The 14,049-nt window shown below is 37.6% G+C and carries 8 protein-coding genes; 3 read left to right on the top strand and 5 right to left on the bottom strand.

Translation table 11 applies throughout. From position 1 onward, the window contains the following. Window positions 1-98: 98 nt before the first annotated feature. From BZG01_RS15150 to BZG01_RS21795, 3 genes are all read right to left on the bottom strand, one after another. Complete coding sequence (locus BZG01_RS15150) at window positions 99-2,546, bottom strand: PAS domain S-box protein (RefSeq protein ID WP_101310684.1); 2,448 nt, start codon at window positions 2,544-2,546, stop codon at window positions 99-101. A 122-nt stretch (window positions 2,547-2,668) separates the two neighbouring features. Beyond that, window positions 2,669-2,809 carry an ATP-binding protein gene (locus BZG01_RS22125; protein WP_101310683.1) on the bottom strand — a complete coding sequence of 47 codons (141 nt, stop codon included), beginning with the start codon at window positions 2,807-2,809 and terminating at the stop codon, window positions 2,669-2,671. Window positions 2,810-3,364: 555 nt separating this feature from the next. Then, window positions 3,365-6,805 (bottom strand): hypothetical protein, encoded by a 3,441-nt coding sequence (locus BZG01_RS21795; RefSeq protein ID WP_218973132.1) that lies wholly within the window; start codon window positions 6,803-6,805, stop codon window positions 3,365-3,367. 607 nt (window positions 6,806-7,412) lie between these two features. Here BZG01_RS21795 and BZG01_RS15135 point away from each other — a divergent pair. The 3 genes from BZG01_RS15135 to BZG01_RS15125 all read left to right on the top strand — a co-directional run bounded on the left by BZG01_RS15135 (window position 7,413) and on the right by BZG01_RS15125 (window position 10,624). Then, window positions 7,413-8,276, top strand: coding sequence for a CvfB family protein (locus BZG01_RS15135; RefSeq protein WP_218973131.1), 864 nt, complete (start codon window positions 7,413-7,415; stop codon window positions 8,274-8,276). A 47-nt stretch (window positions 8,277-8,323) separates the two neighbouring features. After that, window positions 8,324-9,910, top strand: a complete 1,587-nt coding sequence (locus BZG01_RS15130) for a dipeptidase (RefSeq protein ID WP_101310682.1) — start codon at window positions 8,324-8,326, stop codon at window positions 9,908-9,910. Window positions 9,911-10,084: 174 nt separating this feature from the next. Then, a complete protein-coding gene (locus BZG01_RS15125) occupies window positions 10,085-10,624 on the top strand; it encodes a glutathione peroxidase (RefSeq protein ID WP_101310681.1) in 540 nt (179 codons plus the stop codon). Window positions 10,625-10,693: 69 nt separating this feature from the next. On the opposite strand, the gene BZG01_RS15120 is transcribed toward BZG01_RS15125, so the two are convergent. Together BZG01_RS15120 and BZG01_RS15115 are read right to left on the bottom strand one after the other, a co-directional pair. Beyond that, window positions 10,694-12,331 carry an ABC-F family ATP-binding cassette domain-containing protein gene (locus BZG01_RS15120; protein ID WP_101310680.1) on the bottom strand — a complete coding sequence of 546 codons (1,638 nt, stop codon included), beginning with the start codon at window positions 12,329-12,331 and terminating at the stop codon, window positions 10,694-10,696. A 120-nt stretch (window positions 12,332-12,451) separates the two neighbouring features. Next, window positions 12,452-13,735, bottom strand: coding sequence for a citrate (Si)-synthase (locus BZG01_RS15115; RefSeq protein WP_101310679.1), 1,284 nt, complete (start codon window positions 13,733-13,735; stop codon window positions 12,452-12,454). Between the last annotated feature and the right edge of the window lie 314 nt (window positions 13,736-14,049).

The raw sequence follows: 14,049 nt of genomic DNA, 5'->3' as shown, positions 1-14,049 counted from the left end.
TTGACGAATTGCCTGCTAAAATTGGTTAAAAATGCTTAACGGTAAATAACTAATGAAAGAAGCTAAGAATTTTGATGCTGTTATTGAATGGTTTTAGCTCATTTAACGGGGTGTGTAAAATAAAAAACAGATCCTTCTCCATATGTTGAATCAAACCAAATTTTACCTCCCAATAATTCAGTTAAACTCTTTGAAATAGATAATCCGATTCCAACTCCATTATATTCCCTCGAAAGCTTTTCATTAGCCTGTCTAAACAAACCAAAAATACTTTCCTGTACCTCCTCTGGAATTCCAATTCCTGTATCCTTCACAAAAAAATGAAGAACCCTTTCCGAATTCATATCTCCGTTTATAACGCCATATTCAATACTTCCTTTATCAGTAAACTTCAAAGCATTTTTTAATAAATTCAGAAATACCTGCTTAAAACGATGCGGGTCAGTATTTAAAATAAAATCTGAAAAATCAGGAGGAATGTTTACTATCAATTCGATATGTTCCTTTTCCAGCACATTCCTCTCATTATGAATTACAGCATCAATTTCATAAAACAAATTTAAGAGACTGCAATCTTCATGTTTAATTTTAACCGCACCGGATTGTATTAAACTAATATCAAACAGGTCTTCCACAATATTTAATAGAGTATAGCCACTTTGATTAATCATTTTGCAATATTCAACTGCTGTTTCAATACCTGCCTCATTATCCACCAATCCAGAAAACCCAATTACCGCATTTAAAGGAGTACGCAATTCATGCGACATAGTGGCTAAAAAAACCGACTTTAAACGATCCGATTCTGTTGCGTTATATAAAACTTTGTACAATTCCTGCTCGGTTCTTTTTTGCTCAATAGAGATACTAATCTGATGCGAAATCAACTCAAGCATCTTCTTATCTTCCTCAGTAACGGCATTCTCGTCTTCGTAACTTTGAATCACCAAAACACCAATCACCTTTTCTTTTCCCTTTAGAGGCATTCCAAGCCAAATCTTGGAAGGTTCACCCTTAAGTTCCACTTCTCCTTTTGCTTCCAACTCATCCAATTCCTCTGCTGTTGCCAAAAGTGCTGTTTCATGGTCAACAACCCAACCGGAAATAGTCTTGCCTTTAGGGAATTTTTCGAACGAATCATGTTCATCGTCATGAAAAGGCAGACTAAACATCTTGGTTTTATCATCATATAATGCAACAAAAAAATTTGTTGTATCAATTGTGGAAGACAATTCTTCCCTGATGAACTGAATAAATTCAAACAGTGTATTTTGCGAAAAAACAGCGTTCGAAATATTTAATATGATCTTTTGAATTTGTTCCTGTCTCTTCCTTTCAGTAATATCTTCTTTTACAGCTATAAAACTTATTATTTGCCCTCTTTCATCCTTTATGGGTGATATGGTTGCAAATTCCCAAAACAACTCGCCGTTTTTTTTCTTGTTCTGAAATTCACCTCTCCACACATTACCCGACTTAATGGTTTTCCACATTAACTCATATAAATCTCTATTGTTTTTTCCAGAGCTTAAAATGCTAGGATTCTTTCCTATCACCTCTTCCAAAGAATAACCTGTGAGATCATTAAATTTCGGGTTTACATACTCTATATCCCCTTCGTAATTTGTAATCACTACAGATACCGGACTTTGAATCACAGACTGCGATAATTTATGCAATTCTGTTTTGGCATTTTTATAATTAGTAACGTCACGAACGGAAAGCAAACATATGAGCTTGCCTTTAAAAGTAGAATTCTTAACTCGGACAACTACATCTATCTTAGAACCATCCTTTTTAATACCTATAGCTTGAATTCGATGACGAAAATTTCGAGATTCTTCGGTAAAAGAATTTATCCAGTATTTTTTCTCAATAAAATTATAAATAGAGAAACCTGATAATTCCAATTCCGAATACCCCGTCATTATTTCAGCTCGCAGATTAACTTCAACTATTTTATCATCATCAACAATAAAAACGGCTTCATTAGTGGCATCAGCTAAAATCTTATATTTATTTTCGCTTTCCTCCAGTTGTTTTATAATGCGATAACGATCAAGAACAATCGCAGTAAGGTCAGACAGTTCTGAAATTAATTCAAGATCTTTTGGATTTGGCGTATTTGAGTCACGATGATAAATGGCAAAAGTCCCCAGAATTTTACCCGAAGCATCTTTAATAGGTTCCAACCAACAAGACCCCAAATTTGCGTCTTTTGCAATACTTTTGAAATCATTCCAATAAGGATGAGCATTAATATCTTCTACAATACCTCTTTCGCCTGTATAAGCTGCTGTTCCACATGATCCCATCCCATTTCCAATAGGAAGACCATTTACTGCTTTATTATAAAAGTCCGGCAATTCGGGTGAGGCTCCCAATAACAAATGCTTTCCTTCCTCATCAACACGTAGAATTGAGCAAATTGAACCCTGAGAAATATCCTGAACCTGTTTTACAATTTCATTCAAAATTATTGCCTCGGGTTCTCCCTTATATAACAACTCCAATATGCTCGATCGTAGTGTGTTCTGCTCTTTCATTTCACTAAATTATCATTTTTTAGCAAGCACAAGCACTTCTCAAACAATTTATTTTAAAACAATAATTTTACTTACTGAAAAGACATAGAGGTAAATCTATTTTGAAATTTTGCACTAAGAATTCATCGATGAGTATTCCTAAATGCAATAGATACCTTAGTTCCTTCGCCATAAACAGACTCAAGACTAATTTTGCCATCATGTAAACGCACAATAGATCTTGCAATTGGCAAACCTATACCAGAACCATTCTCCTTTGTCAAGTCTTAAAAAGGTTGACTCAATTTAAAACAAACACATAAAATATTGAATTTCAACAACCTGAACCAAACACAAACAAAATATCAATACACTCTCCTTTTTGTGATTCACTTACGACTATTGTGGTCGTGGTAGCACGACCGTTGTAGTCGTGGTAGCACGACCATTGTAGTCGTGGTAGCACGACCATTGTAGTCGTGGTAGCACGACCATTGTAGTCGTGGTAGCACGACCGTTGCAGTCGTAGTAGCACGACCGTTGCAGTCGTGGCAGCACGACTGTTTCGGTCACAGCGAGAGAGTGTTTTTCAATTATACCAATTTAATTTCAAGACAGACTTTAATTAAAATGAATTAATTTTTAGCTGTATCAAGGCAAAAAAGTAAAGCATAGCCATGTTATGATGCATCTTTTTTAACGAAGATATAGTTGAAAAGAAACATTTTATAAGGCATGTTTTTATGTTAATACATCAACAGTACGATTTAACGGAAACTAAAAAAAGTACCACTCCGAAGAGCAGCACTTTTTAAGGTTGCGTATATAAAGAGAAAACTTTATCCTACTAATTTGCTTTTAGGTTTCATCCTGTTCAGCATTTCCTTGGTTTTAAGATCCAAACGAGACTCTTTTTCTTCCGGTTGAGTAATCTCACCAGCAGCCTCTTCTGAAGTTCCACCCAAGCTATATAATCCTCTCAAAAGCATTGCTTGCTTTTCTTCAGCAGGAATTGCCTTGTAAGCTGCTTTTTTCTCGTCTTCAATTCTTTGTTTTTCAGCCTCTTCAGCTTCTACTTTCGCGTAGTAAGCATCCGCTTTGCGATTCTTAAGGAAAGGACCTGCAACTGTTGGGAACAATTCCAACAACAACATTTCTTTCTCGTTCTCAGCAAGCTTAACGCCACCAAACTCTTCCAATATTGGATTCTCCGGTGATTTGTATTTGCTTACATCGAAAGCAGTCGCATCGCGCTGTCCGCAAATCTTCTGACGGTACTCCGGATCGATCTCAATTGGAGTTTCGCCATATTCACCCTTCACAAGGTTGAAGAATTGGTTGTTTACATTTGTATAAGGAGCTTTGCCGCTGTTCACATCCAACACATAATTTACTGCCTGAACACCAATGATTTGTGACGATGGAGTAACCAATGGAGGACAACCCGCAGCAACACGTACTTCCGGTACCTTCAATAGCACTGTTGGCAGCAAATCTTCCAAACCTAAACCTTTCAACTGAGCCAGCATATTGGTATACATACCACCTGGAATCTCAGCTGCTTTTACTTCTTCGTTTGGTGCAGGAAAGTTGAAGAATTTATCGATAGCGTTACATACGTCCAACAATTCTGCTTCTTTATCTGCTTTCGCTAATACAATCGCTTTATCGAACAATGCATCAATCTCTTTTGGAAGATAATCAGCTGTAATATCGAATTCCAACGGGAACATTTTGTATGAATCGAATTCTGCAATCCGACTGCGGATTCCCTTTAGTTCAGCATTTATTTTAACAACAGCATCTAAATTCACACCAGTGTCCAAACCTAACTTATCAGCAAAAATCTGAATGATTTCGAATGCCGGAGCAGCCGGTCCACCTGCAAAGTTCAGAATGTTTGTATCAACAATATCAACACCGTTAACAATTGCCATTAAAACAGCACCTAGTCCGTAACCTGGAGTACAGTGAGTATGGAAATCGATTGGCACATTCAATTCGCTTTTCATTCTTCTGATAATTTTCCCTGACAATGATGGTGGAATCAATCCAGCCATATCTTTCACAGTAATCATATCAGCACCCAAAGCCTGCATCTGTTTTGCCTTGTTCAGGAAGTAATCTACATCGAAAATCTTCTTAGGCAATCTCTTTCCGGACAACAATGCTTTCCATCTTTGTTTTCCTGTAAATTTAGGATCAACAGTATAGCAAACCGCACAGTCAGCAATACCGCCGGCTTCTTTCATGTATTTGATGGTGGTTTCCATGTTCTTCACATCATTCAGACAATCGAAGATACGCATGATACCCAAACCGGATTTCACTGCATTTCTGTTGAAACCTTCGATTACTGATTCAGGATATGGAGAATATCCGAACAAGTTTCTACCACGGGATAGTGCTGTAAGATAAGAAACATCACCAATCACTTCTTTGATTGACTCCAAACGGTGCCATGGATCCTCGTTCAGGTAACGCATTACCGAATCGGGAATTGCACCACCCCATACTTCCATTGCATAAAAGTTGGCATCCTTATACATCGGAAGCACTTTTTCAATTTCAGCCTGAGGTACACGTGTAGCAAACAATGACTGCTGACCATCACGAAGGGTAAGGTCACGAATCTTTAGTTTACCTGTACGTTTAACAGCAACTCTTTCTGCAGCAATTTTCTTGCGGTTAACTTCTCTTTGAGCTTCGAATTCTGCTTTACGCTTTCCTTCCAGATAACCTTTAGCTACCAACGGAAACAACTCAAGCAACATGAATTCTTTATTATCCTTCGCCAATTTCACGTTTCCGTACTGTGGCAATGTTGGATTTTCAGGAGACACATAAGCATCTACATCGTATTCTACTTTTTCAGCTTTCCCGGTAATCTTTTTACGGAATTCAGGAGCAATCTCAATTGGAGTTGTTCCATACTCTCCTTTTACCAAATTAAAGAACTGATTCGATACATTGGTATAGAACGGACGTCCTGAATTCTCATCGATTACACAGTTTACAGCCTGAACACCAACAATTTGAGAAGAAGGGGTTACCAGTGGCGGACAGCCAGCGTCCAAACGAACCACTGGTACCACTTCCAGCACTCTCTCTAACAGGGTTTCCAAACCTAAAGCTTTCAACTGGTTAAGCATGTTGGTATACATACCTCCAGGAATTTCCGCATCCTTAACCATTTGGTTCGGAGCCGGGAAATTAAAATATGCTTCAATTGCATGACATGCAACAAGCAGTTCCTCTTCCTGATCGGCGTTGGCATACTTAATCGCATCATCGAATAACTGATCGATGTTGGCAGGCAATTTATCTTTTGTAATATCAAATTCAATAGGGAACTGCTTGTAGCTGTCAACATCAGCTAAAGCATTCATACGAATCTCTTTCAGAATTTTGTTGATCTCAACAACGGTCTTGGCATCACCATCCAGTTCGATGCCTAATTTCTGACAGAAAATGTAGATCAATTCGTAAGCCGGCGCAGCAGATCCACCTGCAAAATTCATGATGTTGGTATCGATGATATCAACGCCATTGATAATTGCGGTAAGAGCAGAAGCCAAACCATATCCTGGTGTAGAATGTGAATGGAAATCTACAGGAATATTTAATTCTTCTTTAAAACGGCGGATGATTTGACCTGCATATGAAGGTGAAGCCAATCCAGCCATATCTTTTAATGAAATCATATCGGCACCTAAAGCCTCAAGCTTCTTAGCCATATCAACAAAGTAATCCAGATCAAAAATCTGATCAGGAAGGTTCTTTATTGTTAATCTTTCAAGATCTTCTTTTTTGGTAGGAAATTTAGAATCAACAGTAAAACATACTGCACAATCAGCAATACCACCAGCAGCTTTCACATACTTAATGGTTGACTTCATGTTTTCGATATCATTCAAGCAATCGAAAATACGCATGATTCCCAATCCAGACTTAACTGCCTGAGTATTGAAATCTTCGATTACTGATTCCGGGTAAGGACTATATCCAAAAAGGTTACGACCACGGGATAGAGCGGTAAGTTTGGAAACATCGCCTATCACTTCTTTAATCGACTCCAAACGATACCATGGATCTTCATTAAGGTATCGCATAACTGAATCAGGAACTGCACCACCCCAAACTTCCATTGCATAGAAATTGGCTTTTTTATACAAGTGTAATACCTTTTCAATTTCTGCCTGTGGCATTCTTGTAGCAAAAAGAGATTGCTGACCATCTCTTAATGTAAGATCTCTAACTAATAACTTCCTTTTTTTCATACCCTGACTTGTTAATTTTTTATCCCCAATTATTACTCGAGAGAGTTGCTTTAAATTGGAATCGAATCAATGCGATTTAATTCTGCATCAAAAATAAAAACAATTTTTCATTGGAGAAATTTTTCTGTATTATTCGCTGTATGTTGTACAATACACCGTTTAGTGGGTGTTTATACCCAAGAATATTAATGATTTTTTTCTTTAATAATAACATATAGAAACTGCAATCGATAACGAAAATTGCAATCTCCACATGACAAATCACAAAAAAAGTACTGAAATAGGCACTCGCAGAAATGCAGCTTGTAAAATGATACATACTTAACCGATAACAACTACTGTTAAGCATTTATTGAGCTTAAATACCCAGATCAATTTTTTCGATTTTACAAATCTGCTGTACAACATGCCTCATTCTGCAAAGTCAGTTCGATTTAATACTCTTTTCCAGGAAGATTTATAGAGCAGAGCATTTTCAATTTGAAATTCGGGAATTGGCTCGGCAAACGAATATTTCGTAAAAAGATGCTTACATTTACCGTGTTAAATTTTTAAGTAGTAAAACCGCACTTTCATCTGTAAGTGATTCTTATTCAACACAGATAAAGTGATAAAATATAATATTGTGAGTATAATTGGTCAGTTTGCATCGTTAAAAGTTGCTAAAATAGTCGATTTTGGAGTGTATTTACAGGGAGAAGATGAATCTTTAATTCTTTTGCCTACCCGATATGTGCCTCCTAAAACCCAATTGGATGATACTATTAAAGTATTTATCTATCGTGATTCGGAAAATCGAATTATTGCAACAACTCTTATTCCCTATGCTACAGTAGGTGAATTTGCTTATTTAAAGGTGAAAACGGTCAATAATTTAGGCGCATTTCTCGACTGGGGAATCGCTAAAGATTTGTTTGTTCCGTTTAGTGAGCAAAAAGACAACATGCAGGTTGGTTATTCTTACCTAATATTTGTTTATCTGGACAATGCATCCGGCCGGATTGTTGGAACAGCCAAAATCGAAAACGTACTTAGAGACGTAGAGACCTCCTATGCCGAAGGCGACGAAATAGAAATCCTGATCGGAAGAAGAAATGATTTAGGTTATCAGGTATTGATTAGCAACGACGCATTGGGAATGTTGTATCAGAATGAAATTTTTGAACCTGTTCGATGCGGAGATGTGCGCAAGGCATATATTAAGAAAATTCGTCCTGATGGAAAAATTGACGTTTGCCTTCAAAAACAAGGTTACGAAAACAAAATTCCTGATTCAGGAGAACAAATTCTATCTCAGCTAAAGAAAGAAGATGGTTTTCTTCCTTTAAACGACAAAAGTTCACCTGAAGATATTTATCACCTTCTAAATATGAGTAAAAAGAACTTCAAAAAGGCAGTCGGTCTGCTTTACAAACAAAAACTAATCACCATTGAAGATTCGGGCATATTTTTAGTGAAAGGCGCTAAATAGAAAAGAAGAACAAACAACACAACTGCTAAACAACACAACACGAACTTATGAAGAAACAACTTAGAATGAGCTTGTTCATTTTAATGGCGTCAATTTCATTTTCTGCCATTGCTCAGGACAAATCAGATTGGAAAAACGGTGTTCCGGAAGGATGCACCACCATAACGGTTGGCAGAATGGCTACTGCCGACGGCTCTGTTATTACATCTCACACCGATGACAGTCACCGTACAAGAGCATGGATGAATGTTGTTCCCGCTAAGAAGCACAACAAAGGAAATAAATTTGAGTTGTTTGAACGCTCAGCCTGCGATAGTTTGGCAATGCCAACTTATCAGCACAAAAAAATCGGAGAAATCGATCAGGTTGAAAAAACCTACCAATTCCTAAATACTGCCTACCCTTGCATTAACGAAAAGCAATTGGCCATTGGCGAATCTACTTTTGGCGGTCATGAAGAGTTGTTCTCTACAGAATGTTTGATCGATTGTCAGCGTTTGCAGCAATTAATGCTGGAAAGATGTTCTTCTGCCCGCGAAGCAATTAGTTTGGCTGATGATTTATTAAAAAAATACGGCTGGCGCGATTATGGCGAATGTCTTACCATTGCTGATAAAAAAGAGGTTTGGCATTTTGAGGTTGTTGGTCCGGGAAAAGGAAAAGTAGGAGCCGTTTGGGTTGCTCAACGAGTTCCGAACGATCACATTTCGGTAAATGCGAACGCCAGTACCATTAAAGAGATTGATTTAAAAAATCCGGATTATTTTATGGCATCGGCGAATATTTTTGATGTTGCCAAAGAAAACGGATGGTGGAAAGAAGGCGAAACATTCCGCTGGAATTACGCTTATGCACCGGAGAGTCGTTTGTCTCTGGCTTCACGAAGAAGAGAATGGCGGGTACTTTCAATGGCAGCTCCTTCCCTGAATTTGGATGCCAACGACAAAGATTTTCCTTTCTCGGTAAAACCGGATGAAAAAATAACAATGGATAAATTGGTAGAAATCTTTAAAGATTACTACGAAGGCACTCCATATAACTTTGTGAAAAATATCAAACAAGCAGATAAAGACGGCAATGAAGTGATATCTCCTTTTGCAAATCCTTTTATGCCTTACGATATGAATAAATTGTTTCGTGTGAATGGCGGATGGGATGAGCTGGGAGAAAGAACCATAGCCCGTTGGTATACCATGTATGCAACAATTATTCAATGTCGTGATTGGTTGCCCGATGAAGTTGGCGGCATTGTGTGGTTGGCGCAGGATAATGTGGCAAGCTCAATTTATATTCCGGTTTATTCAGGATCGACAGATTTAGCCGAAAGCTATAAAGTAAAAGCACGTACATTGGGATATACCCGCACTTCTGCATGGTGGGCTTTCAACCGACTGGGTACATTATCGGCTCAGCGATGGGGCGACATGCGTCACGATATTGACAAGGTGTTTGTTCCATTACAAAAAAGCTATTTTGAGGAGCAAACAAAAATTGACGAGCAATTCATGAGTTTGAGTAAGAAAAAAAGAGTGGAATTCCTTACCAACAGAACCATTCAACTTGGAAACGAAGTGGTTGAAAAAGCATGGGAAATTGGTGATGGAATCTGGACCAAATACGATGAAAAATTCTAATATCCCTAAATATTGAATGAGAAAGAGCAACTGGTTGGTTGCTCTTTTTTTTGCAGCCTAATGTACAAACTGAGTCAAGCTCATCATAAAATAAAAATGCATTACTATTTCTCATCTTGTTTCGGAACAAAAAAGGAGGTAAATTGATGACTCGTTAATGTAAATAATCATGCCATGCGAAAAATAATTACCATCTGTATCTTACTTATTTCAACTTCTTTTATGAGCTTTTCCCAAGAGAGTATTTACCAATTTACTGTTACTTCAATTGACGGTTCGGAGTTTAATTTTGCTGATTTAAAGGGCAAAAAAATCATGATTGTCAATACAGCATCTAAATGTGGATTTACTCCTCAATACGAATTATTAGAGGCATTGTACAAGGAATATCAGGATAAAGATTTTGTAATTGTAGGCTTTCCTGCGAATAACTTCCTTTGGCAGGAACCTGGAACTGATGAAGAAATAAAAGAATTTTGCACAAAGAATTACGGCGTCAGCTTTCCCATGATGTCAAAAATATCAGTAAAAGGAAGTGATATACATCCAATTTACAGCTGGCTGACACAAAAGTCGAAAAATGGAGTGATGGATTCGAAAGTAAAATGGAACTTCCAAAAATACCTGATTGATGAAAATGGGAAGCTTATTGATGTACTTTCCCCAAAAGAAAAACCAAATTGCGAAAAGGTAATTTCATGGTTAGAACAATAAATGAGTTTCAACAAAAAAAGAGACGCAATGGCGTCTCTTCAATATAATTGTATTGTTTGCTGTGCTGATCTAATTCTTACGTTCCAGTTCGTTTAAATTCTCCATTTTCTTTTTGCTCAGGAAGGAGTAAATATCACCCAAATGTTCCTTCACCTTCTTGTTGCCAAATTCGTATACCTTCTCGGCCAAACCATCCAGAAAATCACGGTCGTGAGAAACCAGAATAATGGTTCCGTCAAATTCTTTTAAGGCGGACTTCAAAATATCTTTGGTTTTCATATCCAAATGATTGGTTGGCTCATCAAGAATCAGCAAATTCACCGGCTCCAGCAACAATTTAATCATTGCCAACCGGGTTTTTTCTCCACCCGACAGAACTTTTACCTTTTTTGTTGAGTTGTCACCTCCAAACATGAAAGCACCTAATATATCTTTAATTTTTGTTCGGATATCTCCCTTGGCAATATCATCAATGGTTTGAAAAACCGTTAAATTTTCATCCATCAACGAAGCCTGATTCTGAGCAAAATAACCAATCATCGTATTGTGCCCAAGTGTTAAGTTACCGCCATGCTCAATTTCCTGCATAATGGCTTTTACCAAAGTCGATTTTCCTTCTCCGTTTTTACCTACAAAAGCCAGCTTCTCTCCTCTTTGTATTGTAAAATTCACACCTGAAAATACAGTATGATCACCGTAAGTTTTTTCAACATCTTCCATAATTACAGGATAATTTCCTGAACGCGGCGATGGCGGGAATTTTAAACGAAGTGCTGAATTATCTTCCTCATCAACCTCAACAATATCGAGTTTTTCGAGCATTTTCACCCGCGATTGAACCGCCAGTGTTTTGGAATACGTACCCTTAAACCTGTCAATAAAAGTCTGATTATCAGCAATCATTTTTTGCTGTTCCTCAAATGCTTTTTGCTGATGAACTCTTCGTTCCTTGCGAAGCTCTAAATATTGAGAGTAATTTACTTTGTAATCGTAAATTCTCCCCATTGTAATTTCAATAGTCCGTGTCGTGATTTTATCAACAAAAGCCCTGTCATGAGAAATAATAACAACGGCTTTTCCCGAATTAATCAGAAAATCCTCTAACCATTGTATCGATTCAATATCCAGGTGATTCGTCGGCTCATCCAAAAGAATCAAATCGGGATTTTGCAGAAGAATTTTCGCCAATTCGATTCTCATTCTCCAACCGCCGCTAAATTCGCTGGTTGGTCTTGTGAAATCTTCCCGTACAAACCCCAATCCAAACAGTGTTTTCTCAACTTCTGCATCGTAGTTTATTTCTTCTATCGAATAGTATATTTCACTTAAAGCAGAAACATCCTCAATCAATTTGTAATAGCTCTCCGATTCAAAATCTGTTCGCGTACCCAATTCCACATTCATTTCCTCAATCTGCTTCTCCATTTCGAAAATGGAAGCAAAAGCCTGAGCTGTTTCTTCGAATACCGTACGGGTATTATCTGTCATTAAATGCTGTGGCAAATAAGCAATCACCTTATCCTTAGGACTTGAAACTCTTCCACGGGAAGGACTTTCGGCTCCTGCAATTATTTTCAAAAGAGTAGATTTACCAGCCCCGTTTTTTCCCATTAAAGCAATTCTGTCCTTTTCATTAATCACAAAGGAAATGTCTTTAAATAAAGTGGTTCCTCCAAATTCTACCGCTAAAGCATCTACACTAATCATCTCTTTAATTTAAATGAGCCGCAAAGATAATCACTTTAAGGAAATCTGAAATAAATTCTGTGCGATTGACATTTAAAATTTAAATAAGAACCCGATTGGCACTAGTCGCTTCTCTCAGTTTCAATTCTCGTCAAGTTTATCTATTACCCATTTATTGGTCACACTTTTAGGTCTGATAATTGGCTGTCCCAATCCTAAGGCAAGGATATTCTGAGCACAAAAACCCATTACTCTCGAAACACCAAACAAAACGGTATAGAAATCGAACTGATTCAGCCCGTAATGATAAAGCAGCGAACCCGACATGGCATCAACATTTGGCCATGGGCTAGCCACTTTACCTCCTTTATAAGCTGATAAAATATCAGGAACCAGCTTGAATAGTTTTTTGGCAATTTTAAAACAATGATTACCGGCACAATTGTCATTCCCAAAATTCATAAAAGCTGTAAACCGAGGGTCGGTTACCCGAAGTACCGCGTGACCATAACCAGGAATCACATTGCCTGAATCCAAAGTATCTATAATATATTTCTTTAATTCTTTATCGTCCGGATCAGCTCCAAGTTGATCATGAATTTTTAGGATGAATCGTAAACACTCCTGATTTGCCAAGCCATGTAACGGACCTGCCAAACCGTTAAGTCCTGCTGAAACGGCATAATACAAATCCGAAAGAGCCGAATTAACCACTCTTGATGTAAATGCGCTCACATTCCCTCCTTCATGATCGCAATGCAAAACCAAATACAGGCGCATTAAATCCGCAAATCCCTCATCATCATTAACACCAAGCATGTGTGCCAAATTGCCCGACCAATTCAAATTTGAATCGTAAGGAATTAAATTCCCGTCTCCAAAGCGAATTCGATAAATACCTGCTGCAAGTTCTGGTAACTTTGCAAGTATATTCATCGCATCCTCCAGGGTGTATTTCCAATAATCTGCTTTTTGTAAGCCTTTCTGATACTCTTTTTTAAATACAGACTCATTTTCCATCGACAAAATACCCAGACTCAACATGGTCATCGGATGCGTGTCTTTTGGAAGACTGCGCAACACATCCCATGTGTATTGCGGTACCTTGGCACGTTTATTTAAATCATTCTGAAAATCGGCAAGCGATTCCTTATCCGGAAATTTTCCTGTACTCAAAAGGAAAAATATTTCCTCAGGTAATTTATCCGAAAACTCATTTGTTGTATACTTTCCGATATAAAGGCCCGAATAAGGATCAACATAAGAGGTGTTGCAAGCCAATGCAACCAATCCACGCATTCCACCATATATTTGTCCGACAGTAACTTCCGAAACTACTGAATTACGGCCTCGGGCAAAAATATTATCAATTTCCAACTGCAATTCAATAATGTGATTTTGAATTCCTTCCCGTAGATTATCCATATCAATTTTATTATTCCGTTTCAACACAAATCTAAAAAAGAGTGCAGGCAATACACTTAACAGAGGCAAGAGGACTTTATATAAGTTACAAAAAAATGGCTGATTAGGAAACTTAACATATAGACTATTAGTAGTTTATTGAAAATTAACCACCTCCGAAGTCATCTTTTCAGATGACTTTTATTAAAATCGAGTAGGTAGAGGGATTACTCCCTCGCCCTCTCACACCACCGTACGTACTCTCGTATACGGCGATTTCAAATTAATTTTGTAACAGTACATATTTATTCGACATATTAAACAAACCTAAATCC

The organism is Labilibaculum manganireducens (assembly GCF_002843385.1).
GTDB classification, from domain to species: Bacteria; Bacteroidota; Bacteroidia; order Bacteroidales; family Marinifilaceae; genus Labilibaculum; species Labilibaculum manganireducens.
Note: the sequence above shows the minus strand (reverse complement) of the source record. Positions and strands in the feature narration are given on the sequence as shown.

Bases quoted from the DNA above. Each gene is read 5' to 3' on its own strand.
- BZG01_RS15150 (WP_101310684.1), bottom strand. From the start codon at position 2,546: ATGAAAGAGCAGAACACACTACGATCGAGCATATTGGAGTTGTTATAT.
- BZG01_RS21795 (WP_218973132.1), bottom strand. From the start codon at position 6,805: ATGAAAAAAAGGAAGTTATTAGTTAGAGATCTTACATTAAGAGATGGT.
- BZG01_RS15130 (WP_101310682.1), top strand. From the start codon at position 8,324: ATGAAGAAACAACTTAGAATGAGCTTGTTCATTTTAATGGCGTCAATT.
- BZG01_RS15125 (WP_101310681.1), top strand. From the start codon at position 10,085: ATGCGAAAAATAATTACCATCTGTATCTTACTTATTTCAACTTCTTTT.
- BZG01_RS15120 (WP_101310680.1), bottom strand. From the start codon at position 12,331: ATGATTAGTGTAGATGCTTTAGCGGTAGAATTTGGAGGAACCACTTTA.
- BZG01_RS15115 (WP_101310679.1), bottom strand. From the start codon at position 13,735: ATGGATAATCTACGGGAAGGAATTCAAAATCACATTATTGAATTGCAG.